This window comes from Saccharopolyspora phatthalungensis, from assembly GCF_014203395.1.
Lineage (GTDB): Bacteria > Actinomycetota > Actinomycetes > Mycobacteriales > Pseudonocardiaceae > Saccharopolyspora > Saccharopolyspora phatthalungensis.
Genome location: NZ_JACHIW010000004.1, coordinates 1 through 23,946 on the forward strand (window position 1 = coordinate 1; position 23,946 = coordinate 23,946).

2 protein-coding genes are annotated in these 23,946 nt (G+C 67.9%); both read left to right on the forward strand.

Going from position 1 to position 23,946, the window contains the following annotated elements; genetic code table 11:
• Positions 1 to 3,377, forward strand: a 3,377-nt coding sequence (locus BJ970_RS36395; protein WP_184733071.1) for a hypothetical protein, incomplete at its 5' end; no start/stop codon positions are given.
• Positions 3,378 to 3,844: 467 nt separating this feature from the next.
• Positions 3,845 to 23,497, forward strand: a complete 19,653-nt coding sequence (locus BJ970_RS36400) for a hypothetical protein (RefSeq protein ID WP_184733073.1) — start codon at positions 3,845 to 3,847, stop codon at positions 23,495 to 23,497.
• Positions 23,498 to 23,946 lie beyond the last annotated feature (449 nt).

Here is a 23,946-nt window from a genome sequence, read left to right on the forward strand (position 1 = left end):
GGTCGCAGACGTTGGCTCGGGGTGGGTTTGATGGTGTGGATGTGGTGGCGTTGCGGAAGCGGGTGGGTGATGCGTGGGCGTTGGTGGCGCGGTTGCGCCGGGAGGGTTTGGTCGCGGCGGCGGGTGGTGTTGGTGGTGGTTCGGTTGATGGTGTGGGTTCGGGTGGTGGGGCGTCGGTGTTCGGTGTGCAGGGGCGTGGCGTTGGTGGTGGTCCAGGTGTCGGGGCGTCGGTTTTTGGTGTGGATGCGGGTGATCGTGGCGAGGGACCGGCGGCTGGTGAACGCGGCAGTCGTAAGCGGGGTCGTGCGGATGATTCGGTTGATGAGGGTGCCCAGCGTCGGCCGGTGGGGCCCGCTCACGTGGCGGCGGAGGCGGCCAGAAGGCTGGGAAGTGCCAATGAGGCGGCGCGGGCGGAGGCGCGTCGTGCCCGTGACGCGGGTAAGCCCTACAGCAGCGCGGCGTTGGGCGGGAAGTTCGGTAAGGGCAAGGAGTGGGGTCGGCTACGGCTTGCGGAGATCCGAAGAGAGGATGGCACGGGCAAGTCGGGATTGGAGGACGGCGAGAATCTGCGGGAGGCGGCGCGGGCGGAAGCACGTCGTGCTCGTGATGCCGGTGAGCCCCACTCCGGCAAGTCGTTGGCGGACAAGTTCGGAAAGGGCAAGTCTTGGGGCTCGACGCGCCTTGCGGAGGTAGAAAGTGCGGACCGTGTGCGGCGGTCGGCATTGGCGGAGCGGCTGCCGGAGGCGGGGCGTGCGGAGGCGCGTCATGCCCCTGACGCGGGCGAGCCGCTACGGCCTGCCGAAGTCAATAGAGAGGTTGGTCCGAGCCAGGCGGAGTCGGCCGAGCGGGAACGGGACGCGGCGCGTGCGGAGGCGCGTCGTGCTCTCGTCACCGGCACGCCCTATAGCGCCAGGAGGTTGGCGGACAAGTTCGGAAGGGGCCCGAGGTGGGCTTCGGCGCGGCTGGCGGAGGTCCGCAGCGAGCTTGGCGTGAATCCGTCGGCAATGGACGAGCAGGTGCGCGAGGCGGCGCGTGCGGAGGCCCGGCGTGCACGCCACGCGGGCGGGCCCTACACCGCTGCCGGGCTGGCGAACCAATTCGGAAAGAGCGAAGGGTGGGGTCGGCTACGGCTTGCGGAAGCCGACGATGACGATGGGTTGAGCCGGCAGGATGTGGAAGCGCGGGCGCGGGAGGCGGCGCGGGTGCAGGCGCGTCGTGCTCGTGACGCGGGTAAGCCCTACAACGGCACGGCGTTGGGGGAGAAGTACGGAAAGAGCGCAGGGTGGGGTCGGCAACGGCTTGCGGAAGTCGACAGTGGTCTGAGCTGGCAGGAAGCGGACGGACAGTTGCGTGCGGAGGCGCGTGCGGAGGCGCGTCGTGCTCGTGATGCGGGCGACCTCTACACCGCTGCAATGTTGGGGGCGAAGTTCGGAAGGGGCAAGGAGTGGGGTCGGCAACGGCTTGCGGAAATCAAAGACGAGGGCAGTGTGACCCGGCAGGTTCTGGAGGAGCAGGTGCGGGAGGCGGCGCGGGTGGAGGCGCGTCGTGCTCGTGACGCGGGTAAGCCCTACACCGCTGTGGTGTTGGGGGAGCAGTTCCAGCGGAGCGAAGAATGGGGTCAGCGGCGGCTTCGGGAGATCAGGTATGAGGGCGGTCGTCCAGCCGACGATGCATCGGGTTCTGCGGGCGGTGCGCCGAGGCCGGATGCCCCGTCGGCGGACGTGGCGGCGGCTGACCGGTCGCAGCTGAATCCTTGGCTGGCTGCCGGGATGGCGTGGACGCAGTCGGTTCCGCAGGCGGATCTGCCTACTCTTCCGGAGCCTCCGTGCAGTGTCGATGCCGATGGTATGCGCTTTGAGTCGGCAGCCGAGGGGCGGCCGTGGGGAGCGGGACGGGGTGCTGGTGATCCGGCGGGCGTGGGGTCGTCCGAGATCGCGTCGGCGGGGGGCGTTGATGGGGGTGAGCGGGCGCAATTGATTGCCGAGCTGGGGGATTTGGTCGCTTCGTTGCGACGGTCTTTGGTTCGTGCGCCGGACGATTATTTGCCTCGATTGCGGGGGCGGGTCGAGCATTGGTGGGCGACGCTGGGTCGGCACGGGCTCGATGGTGTGGATCTGCCGGCGTTGCGGAAGCGGGTGAGTGATGCCAGGGCGTTGGTGGAGCGGCTGCGCAGCGATGGGGTGGTCGATGTTTCGGGGCTGCCGGAGCGGATGCCGGACGTAGGTGTGCACGTGCAAGCTGCTGGAGCGGGTGCCGGAGTCCCGAGTCCGGATGACGTGGGGCTGTCGAACGCCGATGAGGACGCGTCCGGTCGTGGTGCCGGAGAAAGCGAATCGATCAGTGCAGGCGTCGCGGGGAGGCATCCGGGGCCCGGTGGCCGGGCCCAGCGATTTGATGATGGTCAGCAGGTGAAAGAGAAGGCGCGGCAGGAGGCGCGTCGGGCTCATGATGCGGGTCAGGCCTATACCGGCGCGGCGTTGGGGGAGAAGTTCGGGTTCAGCGATAGGTGGGGTCGGGCGCGGCTTGCGGAACTCAGGGCTGAGGGTGGTGTGCGCTGGCAGACCACGGCGGAGCAGCAGCAGGAGCAGATGCGGGAGCAGGCGCGTCTGGCGGCGCGTAGTGCGCTTGCCGAGGGCAAGCCGATTTCGGCTATAGAGCTGGGGGCAAGGTTCGGGAGGGGCGAGGATTGGGGTCAGGCGCGACTTCGGGAAATCCAGGTAGCGGATGGTACGAGCCGGTTGGCTTGGGAAGAGCAGGTGCGGGAGCAGGCGCGTCTGGCGGCGCGTAGTGCGCTTGCCGAGGGCAAGCCCCCCTCCGGCGCGTCGCTGGCGGCGACGTTCGGCAAGACCGCTGAATGGGGGTGTATGCGGCTTCGGGAGATCAGAGGTGGGGACGATACGACCTCGGCGGCTTCGCAGGGGCAAGGGCGTCAGTGGGAGGAGGCGTGGGCGGAGGCGCGTCGTGCCCGCGACGAGGGCAGGCCCTACACCGCTGTGGGCTTGGCGGAAAAGTTCGGACGGAGCAGGGACTGGGGGCGGTCGCGACTGGCCGAGATCAAGGCCGAGGGTGGTCTGAGCCGGCGCGACATGGGGGCGCAGTTGCGGGAGGAGGCGCGGGTGGAGGCGCGCCGTGCCCGCGACGCGGGCCACCCCTACGCCGCTGAGGCGTTGGCGAAGAAGTTCGGAAGAAGCATGAAATGGGCTCGGCAGCGGAATCGGGAGATCAGGAATGAGGCGGGAGCACCGGCGATGTCAAGGGAAACCAGCGTGCCGCTTTCCATTGAAACCACCGGTCAAGGGTCCGAAAGTGGCGTCCGCGACGGCGCCAGGGCGGCCCGACGCCGTTTGTCTTGGCCTAACGGCGCTGCCGAAAACTGACCGGGGAGTTGCCCGATTTTCCCCATGCCCGGGTGTTCGCGGGCATGGGTGCGGTGGCAGGGGCCGCTGCCTGCGGTGAGTGGGTCATGACCGGGCGCCCGTTGGTCGCCGGTTGTCGTGGTCTGGTTGCCGAGGGTCGCGGGGGTTGAGATAGGATTTGGCCGCCTCGGCAAGGTCTATGCCTAGACGCAAGCTGATGCGAGAGATGCGGAGTCGGTTCGTGATCTTGCCAGCGTTGCGGGGCGGTAATAAGTTGCGGGGCGGTAACGGGGCTGTCTGAATCGGTACGACGGCGGGCCGGAACTGGGCCGCCATTGCCCGAATTTCCTGGTTTTTTATGGCCGAAGACGCATAATCGCTGCACGTGTCCGGGGGAACGGTTTAGCGCAGGGGCTTGGCTGGCTCATACTACCGGCACGATGGTCGTTTCGGCCTAGTCCGAGTGTGAGCTGAATGGGTGATTTTGCATGTCCTTGATGGTGCCGGAGGGGGTGAGGCGGCTTTTTCAGGTGTTGACCGGTGAGGACATGACGGATGCGGATGAGGATGCGTTGTTTGCGGTGGCGGAGCGGTTGGAGTCGGATGCGGCGGTGGTGGAGGTGTTGGGTCCGGTGGTGCGGGAGGTGGTGGGTCGGGTGCGGGGGGAGTTTTCGGGGAAGGCGGCGGATCGGTTCGCGGAGCGGTTGGAGGCGTTTGGTCCGGCGCTGGATGCGGGGGGTGCGGGGTTGCGGGAGTTGGCGGGGTTTGTGCGGAATTTGGCGTTGCAGGTGCAGTATTTGAAGTTTGTGACGGTGGGTGGGTTGGTGTTGTTGTTGGCGGAGATTGCGTGGGCGGTGGCGATGGCGGGGCCGACGGCGGGGGGGAGTATGGCGTGGTTGGCGGCGCGGTTTGCGGTGATGCGGTTTTTGTTGTCGCGGTGGTGGGGTCAGTTGTTTATGCATTTGGCGATGGGTCAGGTGGTGGGTGTTGGGTTGCAGGTGTTGATGGATGCGGGTGCGCAGGGGTTGCAGTTTGCGTTGGGGACGCGGGATAAGTGGGATGCGCAGACGTCGTTGATGGCGGTGGGGGTGGGGTCGTTTAGTGGGTTGTTGACGTTGCCGTTGTCGGCGTTGGGGAATGTGGTGGGGAATGCGGTGACGAGGGTGTTGGTGCAGGGGTTGGGGGACAAGATCGATAAGGAGGTGTTGGAGGCGGCGGTGCGGAATGTGGTGGAGGAGAATGCGGAGCAGTTTCCGGTGGGGTCGATGGCGAAGTTTGCTGATGTGGTCTCTAAAAACCTGGAGGATTACACGGGGATGTCGGTGCGGGGGATGTGGGCGGCGCGGTTTGGTGGGGGGTTGGGGGAGTCGATTGAGGAGGGTTTGACGGAGATGTTGGGTGAGGCGGGGTATGGGGCGATTAGTGGTCAGGGGGTGCAGTGGAATCCGTTTTCGTTTACTGCGGGGTTGTCGGAGTCGTTGGGTTCGGGTGTGGGGAATCTGGCGGGGTTGGCGGTGCGGGGTGAGTTGACTCCGGCGGGTCGGGCTCGGGAGGGCGCGAACGAGGATTCCGCCGGTACCGACTCGAATGCTGACTCGGTTGAGGAGGTGAAGCCGGAGTCTGAGTCGCAGACCGGCGAAACGTCTGGCTCTCCGGACACCGGCAGCGAACGGCCCGGATCTTCGAACGGTCTGCCCAATGTGGATTCCGGGGTGTCGGTGCCCGGCTCCGGAACACCGGCCAGTGACCCGGGTGCGGGTTCGGCACCGGATTCGATGGGGTCGGGCGTTGCGCTGACGTCGGGCTTCCAGTCGGCCGGCTCGGTTCCGGCAGCGGGTCCGGCAGTGGGTCCGGCAGTGGGTCCGGCTCCGCTTGGTGGTGGTTCTGGCGCATCGCAAGGCGGAAACGGCACGGTGGCCGGGCAAGACGGGGCTGGTGTGTTCCCGTCCTCGGGTACGTCGTCGGAGGGTCGCCCCGTTCATGACCCCCGGGTACCGGACACGAGGGTGACCCCACCCGTCACCGGAGCCCCGTCTGCTAGCGGGGCCGTGCCTGCTAGCGGGGCCGTGCCTGGTGGCGGTGCCGCGCCTGGTGGTGGCGCGGCGACGACTGGTGGTGGAATGACCACACCCGGTGGCGGGCAAGGGGGTCTGGGGACCGGTGCCCCTGTGGGCCAGGACTCCCAGACCGGTGTGTCGGGCACGCCGGGGAACACCGGGTCGGTGTCGCCGCATGAGGGTGGTGGCACGGCGCCGGGTGCGCTAGCGGGCCAGGACAGCCTGGGTGCGCCGCCGCCGTACAGCCCGCCTTTGGGGCATGGCCCGGTTCACGGTGAGTCGCCGGGTTCCGAGGGTATGACCGGGGTGGATGGTGGCACTGCCACCGCTCCGCCGCCCGCGTATAGCCCGCCTTTGGGGCATGGCCCGGTTCACGGCGAGTCGCCGGGTTCCGAGGGTGCGACCGGGATGGGGGGTGGCCGTCCCGCTACTCCGCCTCCCGCCTATAGCCCGCCTGCTGGTGCCGGCCACGCCGCCCCTGGTTCGTCCGGTGTGGACGGTCCCGGTGATTTGGCGGGGCACTCGGTGCCGGTGCCGGGATCGGGTTCGCCCAACCAGGGTGGTTCGTCGGTCTCCGATGGTGGTGTGACGGCAGGGGGCCCGCGTACCGGTGATGGTCACGCCGCAGCCGGTTCGTCTCATGTGGACGGTCTTGGTGGCTACCGGGGTGGTTCGTCGGTTTCTGATGGTGGTGTGACGGCGGGTGGTTCGCGTGCCGGTGCGCCACCGGTATTTGGCCCTGTTGCTGGTGGCGATCAGGCTGGTATTGGTTCGTCTGGTGCCGACGGTGTGCCGGTGGGGAATTCGGCGCCGGTGCCGGAATCGGGTTCGCTCAACCACGGCGGGCCGGTCTCTGATGGTGGTGTGATGGCAGGGGGTCCCCCGTCCGCTTCACCGCAGGCACACCACACGGGCATTACTCCGTCTGGTGTGGACAGACCGGATGCTGCGGCTGACAGTGCACCGGCAGCGGGCAACACACCGTCTGGTGTGGACAGTCCGGCTGCTTCGGCGGACAGTGCGCCAGCTGTGGGCGCCACGCCCCACACGTCCCACTCCGAAACGCCGTTGGCGGGCGCCACGGATTCGCCCGGCGTGTCCTCTCACGGCGCGGCGCCGGGGACGACATCCCCGGCGGAGGGAGCGGTTCCGGGTACCGAGAGCGGAACCGCGTCGCCGGGACAGAACTCGGCGTGGGGTGGAGCGGCTGTTCCAGGCGTTCATGCGGGTGCGGGTTCTGGTGCGGGTTCGGTTGCGGGGAATGCGGGTGTGGCCAACGTAAGTGATCGTGGGCCGCAGTCGCCGGTGTCGTCGGTGGTGTCGGGGTCGTCGGTGGTGTCGGGTTCGTCGGTGGTGCCGGGGTTGTCTGGTGTTGTGTCTTCGGGTGGTGGTGTGTCGGGTGTGGGCCCGGTGGGGTTGCCTGTGGGTGCGGTGCGGGTGTCGGTGCCGGTGGATGTGGTTTCGGGTGGTGGGGTTGCGGAGTTTGTGCGTGGTCATGTGGGTGATTCCGGTGGGGGTCCGGTGGTGTTGGTGTCGGGGGAGGGGTCGGGTTCTGGTGTGGTGTCGTCGGGTCAGGCGTCGGAGGTGGCGCGGGGGTTGGGTCGTGATGTTGTTGCGTTGATGCCGGGGCGTGGTCGGCGTGGTCCGCGGTGGATGCGGTTTGCTCCGGATGGGTCGCGTCCTCGGCCGGTGGGTGGTCCGGGTCCGATTCGCGTGCCGCAGGAGACGGGTGAGGGGCGTGACGGGCTGGATGCTTTGGCGAGTTCGTCGACGGCTGTTCCTGGTGGCGTGGCCGAGACTGTGGTTCCGGGGCCGGCCGAGACCGGAGGCGCGGAGACAGCATCGGTCGGAGCCGAGGATGGTTCCACCGCGCGCGATACGGCTGAGACTGACACGGCTGAGACTGACACGGCTGCGACCGACAGGGGTGCTGGTGACTCGACTGCATCCGGGGCGGACCGGAGCCGGGCCGACGATCAATCAGCACCGAGCGAAGTGGGGGAGTGGACGGACGCGGACCTGAGTCGGGAGGTTGAGTGGGCTCATTTGACGGATTGGCCGCGTGATGTGGCGGAGCGGATCGTGCAGGGCACGCATGATGTGGTGGCGCTGGCGCGGGGGAATGCGGGTATGTCGCTCGATGATGTGGTGGCTTTGGTCGCGGCCAGGGTCGGCGAGTTCGGCCGTAACGACGCCGTGCGGTTTTCCCGCGGATTGGCGGACAGGCTTCGTACCCGGGGGACGGGAATGGGGATCCGTGCCGGAGCGGGGCCGGATCCGTTGGCGGATCTGCCGGGGTTCGAGGACTTCGGGGACGGCGGTCAGGCCGGCGATCGGACCGCAGGGTCGCCGGATATTCCGATGACGTGGGGATTCGACCCGGAGTCGGCGGAACTGGCGGCCGATCTGGCCACCTGGTCGTTCGATCCGGAGAGCGCTCTGCGGGAGTGGGCCGACGCGCAGATGCCTGCGGCGGAGATGACGGTTGAAGGAGCATTGACTCCGGAGGGCGAGTCGGGTTCGGTGTCAGAGGCGGATCAGGGTGCCGCTCTCGACTTGGGTGACGACGAGCCTTCGGCCCCGGGTGCGGTGACTTCGCAGGGCGGGTCCCCATTCGTGCCAGGGGCGACCCAGGATGCCGGTCCGGACTTGGTTGGCGGCGAGCCTTCGGGCGCGGGTGCGTCGGCGATGCCGGTGTCTGGTGCGGACAATGCTCCTGCTGCTGGGGCACCGGTTTCGGTTGGTGGCCGCGGTGGTCGCAAGCGGCGGCGCGCCGACGATGGGGTCGATGAAGGTGCTTCCCGCAGGCCCGCGGGCCCGGGGCGCTCGGTGATCGACCACGAAGGTGAGCAGGTGCGAGAGGAGGCGCGTGCGGAAGCGCGTCGTGCTTTTGGCGCGGGTGAGCCCTACAGCGGTGCGGAATTGGCGAAGAAGTTCGGCAAGAGCGAAAAGTGGGGCCGGACGCGCCTTGCGGAGGTCAGGCATGAGATCGGTGTAAGCCAAGAGGACGTGGCGGCGCAGCGGCGGGAAATGAGGCGTGCGGAGCCGCCACAGCCGGGGCCCTCGCAGGGCGACCAGAACGCCGAGCAGGTGCAAGAGGCGGCGCGTGCGGAAGCGCGTCGTGCTCGTGACGCGGGTACGCCCTACCAGTCCGGTGCGGAACTGGCGAAAAAGTTCGGCAGGAGCGAGAAGTGGGGCCGGTCGCGGCTTGCGGAGATCAGGCGTGAGGGTGGTATTGGGAGCCAAACGGATCTGGAGGAACAAACTCGGGAAAGAGCGCGTGCGGAGGCGCGACGTGCGCGTGATGAGGGTAGGCCCTTCAGCGGCGCGGCATTGGCGGACAGGTACGGAAAGAGCAAAGAATGGGGTATTTCGCGGCTTCGAGAGATCGGAGATGTTCAGGAAACGGGGTCGCTGGCGGTTGAGATGCAGCGGGACGAGGCGCGACAGGAAGCACGTCGCGCTCGTGATGCCGGTACGCCCCACACCGGTGAGTCGTTGGGGGACAAGTTCGGAAAGAGCAAACAATGGGGTTGGGCGCGGCTCCGGGAAATCAGCAATGAGGACGGTGCGAGTCGGGCGGACTTGGCGGAGCAGGAGCGGGAAAGAGGGCGTGCCGAGGCGCGACGTGCTCGTGACGCGGGTAGGCCCTACAACGCTACGGAGTTGGCGAGGAAATTCGGCCGGAGCGAAGTGTGGGCTTCGACGCGGCTTGGGGAAATCAGGCATGAGGGTGGCTTGCGGAGGCAGGATTTGGATGAGCAGCAGCGGGAAGAGGCGCGGGCGGAGGTGCGTCGCGCTTTTGCCCAGGGCGAGACCTACACCGCGAAGGCGTTGGGGGAAAAGTTTGGCAAGGGACCGAAGTGGGGCACGCTGCGTCTGGCGGAAGTCGAGAGAGAAGGAGGCGTGACCCGGTCGGATGCGGCTGAGCGGGCGCGGGAGGCGGCGCGGGCGGAGGTGCGGCGTGCTCATGCCGAGGGCAACCCGTACACCGTTGACGGTTTGGCCGACATGTACGGCAAGGGCAAGACGTGGGCACGGAACGTACTTGTGGAGACGGGCCACGCGAATGAATTGAATACGTCGACGTTGGGGGATCAGCAGAAACGGGAGGCCGCACGGGAAGAGGTGCGTCGTGCTCGTGCCGAGGGCAAGGTCTACACGGCCAAGGCTTTGGGTGAGATGTTCGGCATGGGCAGGACGTGGGGTCAGCAGCGGATTCAGGAAGCCGACGATGGCGTGACCACGGGGTCGGCCTTCGAAAGCCAGGAGGCGAAACGGGAGGCGGCGCGTGCGGAGGCGCGCCGTGCTCGTGACGCGGGAAGGCCCCTCAACGGTCGGGAGTTGGGGCAGAAGTTCCAGATGAGCAATGAGTGGGGGCAGCAGCGGCTTCGGGAGATCCGGGATGAGGGTGGTGCGAGTCACCAGGATTTGGAACAGCGGGATCGGGAGGCGGCGCGTGCCGAGGCACGTCGTGCTCGTGCGGCGGGTGAGCACCTGACCAGCCAGATGTTGGGGGAGCGGTTCGGGAAGAGCCAGGCGTGGGGTTGGGAGCGTATGGCGGAGGTCAGGTCCGGGGATGATGGTGAAACCAGCGATGCATCGGCCTTCGGGGATGACCCGATGGAGAATGTGTTCGGGTTGGGCCAGGGGCTTGGTGCGGCGGAGGATGGTCTGCTGGGGGCTGGGTTTGATGAGGCAGGGGATGGTCTGCTGGGGACTGGGTTTGGTGAGGCAGGGGATGGTCTGCTGGGGACTGGGTTTGGTGAGCCGGAGGACGGTTTGCTGGGGGCCGGGTTTGGTTCTTTGGGCCTTGATGACTGGGCGGCGAGTGGTGTTGAGGGTGCTGGGCTGGCCGGGGATTCGTCGCAGGGTGCGCCAGGGACGCATAGCGGCTTGCCGGACGATGTGGAGATGCCGGATGCCGGCCCCGGTCCGATGGAGGGTCACGGGCAGCCGGGTCCGGAAGAAGTGGGGTCGCCTACTCTCGGTGCGAACGCGGCTGAGCGCGATGCCGGAGGAATGGATCCGAGCGGCGACGGCGCCGCGCGCAGTCCTGAGCGGCCCGATGCCACGACCGTGCCGACTAACCGCACGGAACTGAAAGAAGCGGCTTTTGCGGAGGCGCGTCGCGCTCGTGACGCGGGTGAGCCGCACAACGGTACGTCGCTGGGCCAGAGGTTCGGCAAAGACGCCAGGTGGGGACGGAGGATCCTTTCGCAGATCGCGCGCGAGGGTGGTTTGACGCGGTCGGCTCAAAAGGCGGAGGAGCAGCAGCGCCTGCGGGAAGAGGCGCGTGCGGAGGCACGTCGTGCTCGTGCCGAAAACAAGCCCTATGACGGTCCGACGCTGGGCAGGAAGTTCGGCAAAGGCGTGGTGTGGGGCTGGCAGCGGCTTGCGGAAATCAGGGGTGAGGGTGGAACCACCCTGACGGACGTGCATGTGCAGGAGCGGGAATCGGAGCACGAGGCGGCCCGGGAGGAGGTGCGTAGTGCTCGTGCCGCCGGTCGGCGCCTTACCGGTGAGATGTTGGGGGAGAGGTTCGGAAAGGGCAAGGACTGGGGCTTGGCGCGGATTCATGAGGTCGATGCTGGTTCAGCCGGTGAGGCATCGGGATTCCGAGGTGCTGTGCCGGCGGAGGGCGAGTCGTCGGCCGCACAGTCGGGTGTCGCGTCTGGTAGTGGCGCGGGGCCGTTGGAGTTTGATCCGTTGGCGGCTGAGGGGCTCCTGGATCCGCAGTTTGCGGACTGGTCGGCAAGTGCGGTCGAGCCTCAATTCATGCCGGGATTCTTGCCGGGTAACGATCTCGGCCTTGAGCCGTCTGGCGGCCAGCACGCGGGCCCGGCTGAGGCGGGACCGTCGACGTCTGTTGAGGACACTGATCGCGGTGTTGGCGCAACGCCTCCGGCCGGTGAAGACGGCGGCCTCACCCACGGTCTTACGGATGATTCGGCCGACGCGAATGCTGCGGGGACGCCGGCGTCCGATGCGGGCAATAGGGCTGCGCGGTTGCGGGCGGAGGCACGGGAGGAGGCGCGTCGTGCGCGCGCCGCGGGCGAGCCCTACGACACTGCGCAGTTGGCGGCGAAGTTCGACATGAGCACAACCTGGGCCCGAGAGCGGCTAAATGAGATCCGGGCCGACGACGAGGCGCATCGGCGGCGGGAACTGGAGGAGGCGAAGACGAAGGAGGAGGCGCGTGCGGAGGCGCGTCGTGCACTTGCAGACGGTAAGCCGTACTCCGCAAGGCGGCTGGGGGGCAAGTTCGACAGGGGCTACAAGTGGGGTTTGGCGCGGCTTGCGGAAGTCAACAGGGAGGTTGGCGAGAACCGTGCGATGGTGGAGGAGCGGTTGCGGGCGGAGGCACGGGAGGAGGTGCGTCGTGCTCGTGATGCTGGCAATCCCTACAACGCCGTCAGGTTGGGGGAGCAGTTCGGGAAGAGCAAGGAGTGGGGGCGGCTGCGCCTCCTGGAGGCTGGGGTACTTGAGGATGGTGCTGCACCGCGCGATGTAGTGGGCGCTGGGTTCGATGTGCCGATGGAGGGGGAGTCGTCGGCCGCGCCGTTGGCGGCTGGGTCTGGTGAGGGTGCGGGTTCGTGGGCGTTTGACCCGATGCTCGTCGAGCAGTCATTGGGTTCTGGGTGGGACGCGGGAGAGAGGGGGGCGGATGCCGGTGATGGAGCAGTAGCGTCGGAGGATGCGCCGGCGCCGAGTTTCGATGTATCGACGCAGCGCTTGTTGGCGAGTGGGCGGGCGGAGGCGCGTCGTGCTCGTGATGCCGGCAGGCCCTACACCGCTGCGCAGCTGGGCGAAAGGTTCGGGAGGAGCAGGGAGTGGGGTCGGCAACGGCTTCGGGAGATCGAGCTGCTTGACGGTGGTGCTGCACCAGGCGATGTATTGGGCGCTGGCTTCGATGTGTTGATGGAGGGTGAGCCGTCGGCTGCGCCGTTGGCGTCCGGGCCTGGTGAGGGTGCGGGTTCGTGGGCGTTTGACTCGATGCTCGCCGAGCAGTCATTGGGTTCTGGGTGGGACGCGGGAGAGATGGGGGCGAATGCCGGTGATGGAGCAGTAGCGTCGCAGGATGCGCCGGGGCTTGAGGGTGGTGCTGCACCGCGCGATGCATTGGACGCTGGGTTCGATGTGCCGATGGAGGGGGAGTCGTCGGCCGCGCCGTTGGCGGCCGGGTCTGGTGATGGCATGGGGTCGTGGGCGTTCGACCCGATGCTCGTCGAGCAGTCATTGGGTTCTGGGTGGGACGAGTTCACCGGCGACGGTCAGCCGGGGATGCCGGTGTCGGGTGAGCACACCGATCATGGTCCTGGCGCAACGGTTCCGGCCGGTGAAGGCGATGGCCTTACTCGAGCCCTTACCGAGGATTCGGTCGACGAGAGTGCCGCTGGAACCTCCGCGGCGGCCGATGGCGCGGCCGGGAGGAGCAACCCGGCGGAGCGCCTGCGGGCGGAGGCGCGGGCGGAGGCGCGTCGTGCTCTTGAAGCGGGCGAACCCTACACCGGTGCGGAGTTGGCGGAGAAGTTCGGAAAGGCCGAAAGGTGGGGCCGGGATCGGCTTGACGAGATCGGTGCGCGCAGGCAGGACTTGGACGAACGCGATCGGGAGGCGGCGCGAGCCGAGGTGCGTCGTGCTCACGAAGCCAACGAGTTCCACACCGGTTCGACGCTGGGCGACATGTTCGGCAAGAGCCGGCAGTGGGGGCTGATGCGGCTTCGGGAGGTCCAGGAAGCGGATGGTGTGACGTGGCCGGATGTGGAGGAACAGGAGCGTGCGGCGGGGCGTGCGGAGGCGCGTCGTGCTCGTGACGCGCGCCAGCCCTACAACGCCAGGACGTTGGGGGAGAAGTTCAACAGGAGCAGGCAGTGGGGTCGGGACCGCCTTCGGGAGATCGCGCTTCAGGATGGTGGTTCAACGCGCGATGTGGCGGCCTCCGGGGTTGATGCGTCGACGGAGGGCGAGTCGTCGGTTTCGCCGTCTGCGGTTGAGCCCGGTGATGGAGCGGCGTCGGAGGATGCTCCGGCGGTCGTCGTGTCGGAGGATGCGCCGGCGGTTGCTGGCGAGGCGGCTGAGCGATCGGGCTTGGTTTCTGATTTGACGGCGTCGGTGGATGCGTTGCGAGGGCTGTTGGCCGACGGGCCCGAAGGTTATATGCCTGGGTTGCGGGAGCGCGTTGAGCTGTGGTCGGAGGCGTTGGGGCGGGGCGGGTTTGATGGTGTGGGACTGGCGAATCTGCGCAAGCGGGCGGATGATGCGCAGGCGTTGGTCGAGCAGGTGCGCAATCAGGTGCAGTCTTATTCCGCGCCTGGGCCTCAGGATGCGGCTTTTGACCTCGGGACTGGTGGCGACGAGTTCGCCGGCCCGGCAGTTCGCACGGATGATTCGGTAGCTGCGGGTGCTGCTGAGACGTCGCCGGCGCGGTCCGATGAGGTCTCCAGTGAGTCGTCTGCAACCTCGGAGGCAACGAGGGAGCAGGTGCGTGAGGCCGCGCGTGCGGAGGCGCGTCGCGCTCTTGCCGACGGTCAGCCCTACACCGCCGAGGCGTTGGGGAACAAGTTCAACAGAAGTGATTTTTGGGCCAGGGCGCGGCTTAATGAAGTCGCCAATGAGACTGGTACGAGCCGAATGGCAGCGGAGGAACAGGTGCGGGAGGCGGCGCGTGCGGAGGCGCGTCGCGCTATTGCGGACAATGAGCCTTACACCGTGAGGGCGCTGGGGCAGAAGTTTGGCAAGGGCAAGGATTGGGGCCGGGCGCGGATTGAGGAGGTTGCCGGTGAGACTGGTAGAAGCCGATCGGCAACAGAGGAGCAGGTGCACGAGGCGGCGCGTGAGGAGGTTGCCGGTGAGACCGGTACGAGCCAATCGGCAACAGAGGAGCAGGTGCAGGAGGCGGCGCGTGCGGAGGTGAGTCGCGCTCTTGCCGACAATAAGCCTTACAGCCGTAGGGCGTTGGCGAAGAAGTTCCAGAAGAGTACGTGGTGGGCGCGGGCGCGGATTGATGAGGTTGCCGCTCAGACTGGTATGACCCGGTCGGCAACAGAGGAGCAAATGCGGGAGGCGGCGCGTGCGGAGGCGCGTCGCGCTCTTGCCGAGAGGGAGCCCATCAACGGTACCGCGTTGGGGAATAAGTTCGGCAAGGGCAGGTTCTGGGGAATGGCGCGGCTTGATGAGGCCCGAAACGAGGTTGGTGGTTTAGCCGGCGAGGCATCGGGTTCTGGTGCTGGTGTGCCGGCGGTGGGTGGGCCGTCAGCGGATGCGCCGGCCATTGCTGGGGATGTGTCTGAGCAGGGGCGGGAGCGGCCCGCTGAAGTCGGCAGGGTCACCGGCGTCAGCCAATGGCCAGCGGAGAATCAGGCGCGGGAGGGGGCGCGTGCGGAGGCGCGTCGCGCTCTTGCCGAGGGGGAGCCCATCACCGGTACGGCGTTGGGGAAGAAGTTCGGCAAGGGCAGGGACTGGGGCCTGGCGCGGCTTCGTGAGGCCAGGGCGGAAGTTGATGGTTCAGCCGGCGTGGCAACGGGTTCTGCTGCCGGTGTGCCGGAGGCCGGTGGGCCGTCGGCGGAGGCCGGTGCGGCTGAGCGGTCGCAGTTGGTTTCCGAGTTGACGGCGTCGGTGGACTCGTTGCGGCCGTTGTTGGTTGATGCTTCGACCTCGTATGGACCTGAATTGCGCGCGCGGGTGGAGTGGTGGTCGGACATCGCGCAGCAGGCGACGTTGGGCGGTATGGATGTGGGGGCGCTGCGCAATGCGGCGCAGGATGCCGCGGCTGCGGTGGGGACGGTGCGGCAGGCGCGGCGTGATGCCGCGATGCGGGAGATGAATGCGTTGATGGGCGAGGCTGATGCGGCGCTGCAGGGGGTGATGAATCAGCACGGGCCGGATGCGGTGGCGGGGTTGTTCGCCGCTGCCGATGCGGTGCTGGGTGGTCGTCTGGCACCGGAGCCGTTCCGGTTGGTGATGGCGCACCAATTGTTGCGGGCTCCGGACGATCGGGCGGCTGCCGAGATGTTGTTGCAGCGACTGCACCAGTACATGGCCGCGAGCGTGAGCGTGAGTGGTGGCGCGGGTCCGGAGCCGGGTGGTGGTGCGTTCCTTCCGCGGCCGGGCGTTGAGGCGGAGCCGGGCGGCGAGGTGTCGGCGTTGGAGACCGCGAGCGATACCAGCAGCCTGGATTCTGATGACGCGATGGAGCGGGAGCGGCTTGAGCTGTTGGATCGGCTCTATCAGTTGGCCGATGCGGGCGATGCTGCTCGGTCAAACGGTGCTGATGCCCGGGATCGCGCGAATGCGCCGTCCCGGTTATCCACGATTGCGGAGGATCCCGCAGAGGACGCCGGGCACACGACCACCGAAGAAAGTGGGTCGGATCGGACGACCGGTGCTGGTTCCCGGGATCGCGCGAATGCGCCGTCCCGGTTGTCCGCGATTGCGGAGGATCCGGCAGAGGACGCCGGGCACACGACCGCTGAAGAAAGTGGGTCGGATCGGTCAACCGGTGCTGGTTCCCGGGATCGGGAGAATGCGCCGTCTCGGTTGTCCACGATTGCGGAGGATCCGGCAGAGGACGCCGGGCACACGACCGCTGAAGAAAGTGGGTCGCGGCGTCGTCAGTCTTGGCCCAGCAGCACGATAAATCAGACCGACTCGGCAGGGACTAAGACCGTCGAGCGGACCGACACGGTGGATTCGGCGGACTCGGCGAACTCGGCGGAGTCGGCCCCGTGGTCGGAGTCGGCGGCGTCAACCGCGCTGACCGAGCAGTCGGACATGCCCGAGAGCGACATCGTCAACGGTCGTGGTGATGCGTTCGCGGGACCGGTGGGTGTCGGGGGCAAGGCCGGTGGCGGTGAGCCCCGCATCGCTGCCAAGCCTCGGTTGCGGTTGCCGGGGTATTTGCGGCGGAGTGCGTCGTTGGGCCCGGCGCGGCAGGTCAGCGCGACGGTGGGCGCGGACCGTGTGGTGGCGGCGGCCAAGGCCCTGGTGCCCAAGGGCGAGGGCATGGACGCGGTGGAGCATGCGGTGCGCAACGAGGTCGGCACTTTGCTCGGGGATGGCCGGGAGTTCCGGGTCGGTGATCGGACGATCCGGGTGCAGGCCGAGTTCGACTGGGCGGGACGGGCCGCCGTGGAGGGGCCGGGCGGTGCCTCCTCGGCTACCGTGACCCATGATTACGCGTCGGGGGCGGGGACTCGGTCGGGCTTCAAACCGCATTTCCAGCAGGTGTTCTTCATTCCCGCGGTGCCGGGTCTCTTCGGCTTGGGGCTGGTGGATGTGCCGACGGGGACGGCGGTGAGCCGGGGCACGGACCGTGCCGAGACGCTGCGCGAGTCGGTAAGCATCGCCCTGCCGGAGAGCCCGGCCCCCGGCGGCGACACCGAGTACGCCGGGGCGACCGCGGTGCAGGTGCCGGTGACGTTCCGAGTGTCCCAAGTGGACGGACAAGGACGCGGCACCGGTCCAACCGAGATCATTGGTGGGCATGATCATCCCGGCGCCGGCCCGGTCGGCGTCGAGTTGAGTGTGCCCACCGGGTTGCGGCCGGTGAAGCATGGTCGCGCGGTGCCGGTGCCGTCGGAGTTGCCTTCGTCGGTGCTGGAGGGGGCGCGTGTCCGCGACACGGTGCGCGGTCACTACCAGGGCAAGCCCGTCAGGCTCAAGACCAACCCCGGTCGGTCGCCGAGCATTTATGACCAGGTGGCCGCGCAGTTCGGTTCGCTGGGCAGCCACGCGCGGGAGGCCCTGCGGAACTTCATCAGCCAGCGGGGCATTGAGCAGCATTTGCCGAAGATGGCGGTGAGCCCGCAGGAGGCAGCGGCAGGCCGGGGTTGGGTGTCCTCGGAGGCGTTGTTGCCCTCGGGTAATCCGCTGACCCGGTTGCTGCCAAGCCGCACCCGCCGCGTGCAGATGCGCGCGGTGGCGCGGCAGGTCGCCTACCTGGAGACGATCGAGAATGCGTCGCTGGTTGCCTCCGGTAAGGAGGGCACGACGACGACGAGTCAGTTCGGTGCGTCCCGGGACGTCAACGGGTCGGTGGCGTTGGGCCCGGGTATGGATTTTGGCGTGCTGACCGTCGCGACCGGCCCGTGGGCCGCCGCCGGCGGGGGGCGTAGTCGTGACCAGCAGTTCACCCAAGCCTCGAGCAGCGGTGAAGCCGCGGCGGGCAAGGCCACGGTGGTGCGGTACCGCACCGTTTACGATCTGCAGGTCCGGGCGCCCGGCCGGTCGCCGATCACGTTCCCCGAGGCCATCGACGCCGCCCACTGGACCCCGTCGGAGTTGGCGGGCAGGGCTGGTCTGGTCGATGGCGACAACCAGCCGCATTCGCACCGGGCTGCCGGGATCACCGGGGCGGCGTTGGCCTCCAGCGGTGCGGGGGCGAAGCTGGCGCGGATTCTGCGCGATTCGGCGCGGACAATTCCGGGGCATCATCGGTGGGCGTGGCGGGATGCCACGCTGGTGACCGATTTCGGTGATCCGAAGCTGGCCGGCGGCATCTCGGGTAAGGCCGACCGGCAGTTGGCGCGGGGCGAGCAGATCGACGCGGCGACTTCGGACGAGCGGTTGTCTTCGTCGCGGGTGGCCGAGGAGATGTTCACTGATCAGGCCACGATGGTGGAGTTGGTCGAGCATGGGCGGGGGCATGATTATCACGCCTCGCTGAAGGTGGCCGCGCAGGTGTTGGAGGTCGAGGATCTGGGGCCGGCCGCGTCGGTGGCGGCCACGCAGACCAGCACCGAGTCCGACAGTGTGCAGCACAGCCGGGCGGTGACCTGGACGGCCGGGACAGGACTGGTGGCCCGGGTGTATTCGGTGCTGGCGGGCAACACCTCGATCCTCACCGCGTACCACAAGCTCACGTTCAACCGGACCAAGTCCTCGGCCACCGGAGAGAACACCGAAGTGTCCCTCGGCGGCCCCCGCAGCACCGAGCTGACCGATGCGGGTGCGGTGGGGCAGGAGCCGCGCAAGCGGCTGGCTTACCGGGTGCGCTATACCGCGTCGGGGTCGCATTGGCAGGAGTGGAACACCTTGGTCAAGGGGGTGACTGTCGGCAAGCCGGGGGTGCATACCCCCGCGGTGCGGGATCTGCCGATCGTGGATGCCACGGCCGAGGAGGAGGGTCGTCGGCCCGGTGTGGTGGAGACCGATGTGGTGGTGGAGTTGCCCGCGTGGCAGGCCGATCAGCTCAAGACCGAGTTGGAGTTGTTGAAGAATTCGGCGGTGGAGCCGGTTGGGCGCTCGCAGGTTGCGGCGACCGATGGGTCGTTGCGGGCGGGGTTGTCGCGGGCGCTGGATGGGGTGCCGGTGGTGTCGTTGCATGGGTTGAAGCATCTGCGGGATTCGGCGTTCGCCCAGCTCAGGGCGCTTTCGGGGCATTCCAGTTGGGAGTTGGGCGATAACGGCCGCATGGTGGAGCGGGGTATGTCGTTGGGTGCGCTGCGGGGAAATCCGCGCAGTCTGAGCCGCAAGTTCCGGTTGGATGGGTTGTTGTCGCCGCGGCGTCGCCGGGACCAGCATGGCGCGGTGGAGTACTCGTTGATGCTGCGGGATCCGGAGCCGGTGATCGGCGCCGATGGGAACCCGGTCAAGGTGTGGCAGCAGCCGACCCGGTCGGTAACCGGGGGCGGCACCACCTACAGCGGCACCACCACGACCGTGAGCTTCACCAACTCCCTCGAACCGGCGATGATCGTCCTCAGCGACATGTCCACACAGCAGGGCGAGAACACCATCAAGCCGGGCGGACTGGTCTTGGAAGAGCTCACGCCGTGGGCGGTCAGTTCGTCGCGCAAGCAGGGCCATGCGGTCACCAGCAGCCAGACGAACTCGGTGACCGGTGCGCCGCGCCAGTTGCACCTGGTGGAGGTGGACGTGGAGGCCACGGTCGCCGCCGAGGTCCGCACGGTGGGCAACCTCGACCGGTTCGGGTTGTTCGGGTCGAAACCCGCCGCTCAGTCGGCGGAGCGGTTCACGCTGCCCCGGGCCGGAACGGTCCTGGTCACCGACGAGCAGCTACAGGAGATCAGGACCAAACAGGCCGAAGTGGACGCCCAGCGCGCTCGCGACACCGAACAAGCACCCGACGCCGGTCCACAGTCGATGGACGAGTTCACGTTGCCCAGCGACGAAGGGAATGTGAAGCCGGTGCCTGCCGGGCACAAGCTGGGCGTGCCGTCCTGGAGCGGTGGGGTGACCGAGACGGTGGACCTGACCGATCGGATTCCCGTGCTGCACCAACAGCTTTCGCAGCGGCTGGGGGCGGAGCAGGCGGATCGGTTGCTGCCGCGTTCGGCGGGGCAGAACGTGCATGACAACTACCGTGAGGTGGAGCGTTTCCTGTCCACTGTGCAGGCCAAACTCGGCGACGCCGGCAACGGTGGGGTCAGCACGCCGCTGCGGTTGGAAGACAGGTTCAGCGGGCAGACCTATGAGCTTCACGTGGGGGCCGAGCTGCTGGGGGAGCCGGTGGCCGAGGGGGTCACGCACGGGGAGGCGGCCAAGGCGAGTTCGGCGACGGTGGTGGCCAGCACCATGCGCCACGCCAGCCGGGTCCTCATGGAATTCTTCAGCATCGCAGCCCCCACGATCTACGTGCACGGGCCAAAGCCCACGGGTGGCGAGTCGGCCCCGCAGCACGGTCCGTCCTACAGCAACACGGGCATGGGGCTGGTGCATGTCGGGGAGTGGTTGAAGCAGGTCCGTACCCGGATGCGTTCCTCGTCGGAGAACTACACCAGTGCCGAGCGGGTGTCGGGTGCGTTGGCCGCGCATCGTGCCGAGGTGTTGTTCGATGTGCGTATCGAGCGGCATGGGGAGCGGATCGCGGCGGCCCCCGACGCGCGCAGTGTCGGGGTGCGCACGGCAGTGGAGGACACGCTGCCGGCCGAGGTCGCCGAGCGACCCCGCACGGCCACGATCACCGAGCGCCCGGTGTCGGAGGCTGCGGCTGACGCGGTGTGGCACTGGCAAACCGACAACACCGAGGTGCTGCCCGGTCCCGGGCAGTTCCGGGCGGTGGAGTTCGCCGGCCGGGTCGATGATCTGATCAACGCGTCCGAGCGGGCCATCACCGCGGCCGGGGGCACGGTGAATGCGGATGTGCGCCGCATGTTGCGGGCGTGGTTTTCCCCGCACCGGTTGGAGGCGTTGCTGGGCAGGCTGGCCGACCCCGGGGCGCAGGCGCTGCTGGTCGATCTGCCGCCTGGGTTGGGGGTGGATGTGGCGGTGCACCTTCGGCTTCCCGACCGGGGCACGCTCACCTCGACCAGCGGGCGCATCAACATGGAAGGGTCCACGGCCAGCCCACGGACCGAGGATGAGGAAGTCGGTTCGGGTAACGGGCATGCCGTTTTCACCGCGCCGGTGATCGCCGGTGGGGTTTCGCAGCCGCCCGGCCATGAGACCTACCGGGACGGTCGTGAGGAGTTCGGGTCGGCCGGCGCGTGGAACATTCCCCTGTTCGCCCAGGGCGCGCACGAATCCGAGGCCGAGCACGGGGCCGAGACCCACGCCGGAGGCAAAGCACTGCCCAGCTCGTCCACGGATGCCCCGCAGGGCGTTATCAGCACCTGGATGCACCGGGCGGAGTTCCGCATCGTCGCCAGTCCGGGCAGATACAGCATCGGCAAGCAGAAGGCCGTCGTCGACGCCGGGTTCGACGCCGGTTATGTGGTCCGTCGCGGCGACCGCGGTGGCGAGCTGCCCGCCGGTCTGGTGACCGCCACGAAGGACTTCGCCGAGCGCGACACCGAGTGGGCCGCCGCGATCGACGCAGAGCGCGCCGCCCGCGCCGCCCTCGCCCAGACCACGCAAGCCGAAAACCAGGCTAACCACGAAGGAAGACCACGGGACCAGCGTGCGGCGGCCGCGCGGAACCAGGAAGCGAACCAGGCCTGGCGTGCGGCGGCGGCCCGGGAGCAGGCCGCGCAGCAGGCGTGGTGGCAGGCGAAACAGACCTATGAGCTCGAACTCGCCCGCGCTCGCACCGAACCAGCGCTCGGCGGCGCCCCCGCCGACGCAAGCCTCACCGTCAGTGACGACGCGCCATCCAGAATGCGCGCACGCTACGCCCTCTATCCGCTGGTCGGCAAAGTCCTCGACGCCAAGCAGCAGGGCCAGCAGCCCCGCGTCCGCTACGTCGTGCACGGTGACCTCGACACCCACGGCAACGAGGAATCACAAGCGAAACAAGACTTCTCCTACATCGCCAATGAACTCAGCAACAAACTCCGCATAGCGCAATGGAATGTTCCAGCGGATGAGCGATTCGGGCCAGGTGACGTCGGGCTCGGGGCGACGCCGCGTTTCCTCCATGCCGAGGGGCCGACCCGCGTTGAAGTGTGGATCGAGGCAGCCGCAACTGAGCCGGCCGCACCACCCAAGTCCGCTGACGTTGGTGTTCCGGCGGATGCGACCATCGTTCTCGGTAGTGACATGCCGTCGCGGATGCGTGCCCGCTATGCGGTGTATCCGTTGGTCAACAACCTTCTTGAGGCGACGCGGCTTGGTCAGCGGCCTCGTGTTCGTGCCGTGGTGCATGGTGATCTGGACACGCATGGCGATGAGGGGTCGCAGGCGGGCCAGGACTTCGCCTACATTGCGAATGAGCTGGAGAACAAGCTGCGGATCGCCCAGTGGAACCTGCCCGAGGGTGCACGGTTCGAGCCCGGTGATGTCGGGCTGGGTGTGCCGCCGCAGTTCGTGCAAGCGGAGGGACCGACTCGGGTTGAGGTGTGGATCGAGCCGACCGCGCCCGAGTCAACCGCGCCCGAGTCAACCGCGCCCGAGCCGACCGCGCCCGGTCCGGTCGTGTCCGAGCCGGCTGTCTCCGGGCCGGAGGGGGCTGAGTCAGGCACGCGGGAGCCGGCCGTGTCCGGAGTCGAGCCGGCCGGGGCCGAGGCAGCCGCATCTCAGCCAACCGCACCTCAGCCAACCGCACCTCAGCTAGCCGCGACCGAGCCAGTTGCGGCTGGGCCGGATGTGGTTGGGCCAGCTGGGTCCGAGCGCGTTGTGGCTGGGCCGGCCGTGGCCGAGCCGGTCGGTGGTGAGGCTGCGGTCGCTGATGTTCCGGCGGATGCGAGTTTCGTTGTTGGTGATGATCTGCCGTCGCGGATGCGTGCGCGTTATGCGGTGTATCCGTTGGTGAGTAATCTTCTTGAGGCGACGCGGCTTGGTCAGCAGCCTCGTGTTCGGTTTGTGGTGCATGGTGATCTGGATTCGCATGGCGATGGGGGGTCGCAGGCGGGGCAGGACTTCGCTTACATTGCGAATGAGTTGGAGGACAAGCTGCGGATGGCGCAGTGGAACGTGTCTGAGGGTGCGCGGTTCGGGCCTCGTGATGTCGGGCTGGGTGTGCCGCCGCAGTTCGTGCACGCCGACGGGCCGACTCGGGTTGAGGTGTGGATCGAGCCGACGGCGTTCGAGACGACCGCATCCGAGCCAACCGCTCACGATACGAACGCGTCCGAGCCAGCCCAGTCCGAGCCCGCCCAGGCCGACGCAGCCGAGCCGACCGCGCCCGAGCCAGCCAGAGCCGAGCCAGCCGCGCCCGAGTCAGCCTTGTCCGGGGCCGAGCAGGCTGGGTCCGACGCAGCCGCATCTCAGCTAGCTGAGTCCGAGCCGGTCGGTGGTGAGGCTGCTGTCGCTGATGTTCCGGCGGATGCGAGTTTCGTTGTTGGTGATGATCTGCCGTCGCGGATGCGTGCGCGTTATGCGGTGTATCCGTTGGTGAGTAATCTTCTTGAGGCGACGCGGCTTGGTCAGCAGCCTCGTGTTCGGTTTGTGGTGCATGGTGATCTGGATTCGCATGGCGATGGGGGGTCGCAGGCGGGGCAGGACTTCGCTTACATTGCGAATGAGTTGGAGGACAAGCTGCGGATGGCGCAGTGGAACGTGTCTGAGGGTGCGCGGTTCGGGCCTCGTGATGTCGGGCTGGGTGTGCCGCCGCAGTTCGTGCACGCCGACGGGCCGACTCGGGTTGAGGTGTGGATCGAGCCGACGGCGTTCGAGACGACCGCATCCGAGCCGACCGCTCACGATACGAACGCGTCCGAGCACGCCCAGTCCGAGCCGGCGTAGTCCGACCCAGCCGAGTTCGACGCAGCCGAGTTCAATACGGCCGAGTTCGGCATAGCCGAGCCGACCGCGCCCGAGCCAGACGGACCTGAGTCGGACGCAACCGCGCCTGCAACCCGCTACCGCCAGGGCGAGCACCGCAGCGGAATCGTCACTGATTCGCCGACGGCGGTGATCTTTGGTCAGAATCGCCGATAATCCACGGCGAGTCAGCGGAAGGTACGGCAGGGCACGCGCGCGGCGCCATTCGGGAAAGTCGTCGTTGATCGCAGTGTTGCGTTGCCGTTACTGAAAGTTTGTGCGGCCGAGAGAGAGCTCCGGCGATCTCAGCGGCGCCAGCTCGCGTCCCACTTGGCCGACGTTCGTTCGATGCGGGGGCGCGCGGGGGGCGGGAGGCGGGCAGGTTGCCCGAATTTCCGGGTTTTTAAAGGAAAAAAGAGCATAATCGCTGT

What these genes read in the sequence shown, in the direction of transcription:
- BJ970_RS36400 (WP_184733073.1), top strand. Translation starts at nt 3,845, where the DNA reads ATGTCCTTGATGGTGCCGGAGGGGGTGAGGCGGCTTTTTCAGGTGTTG.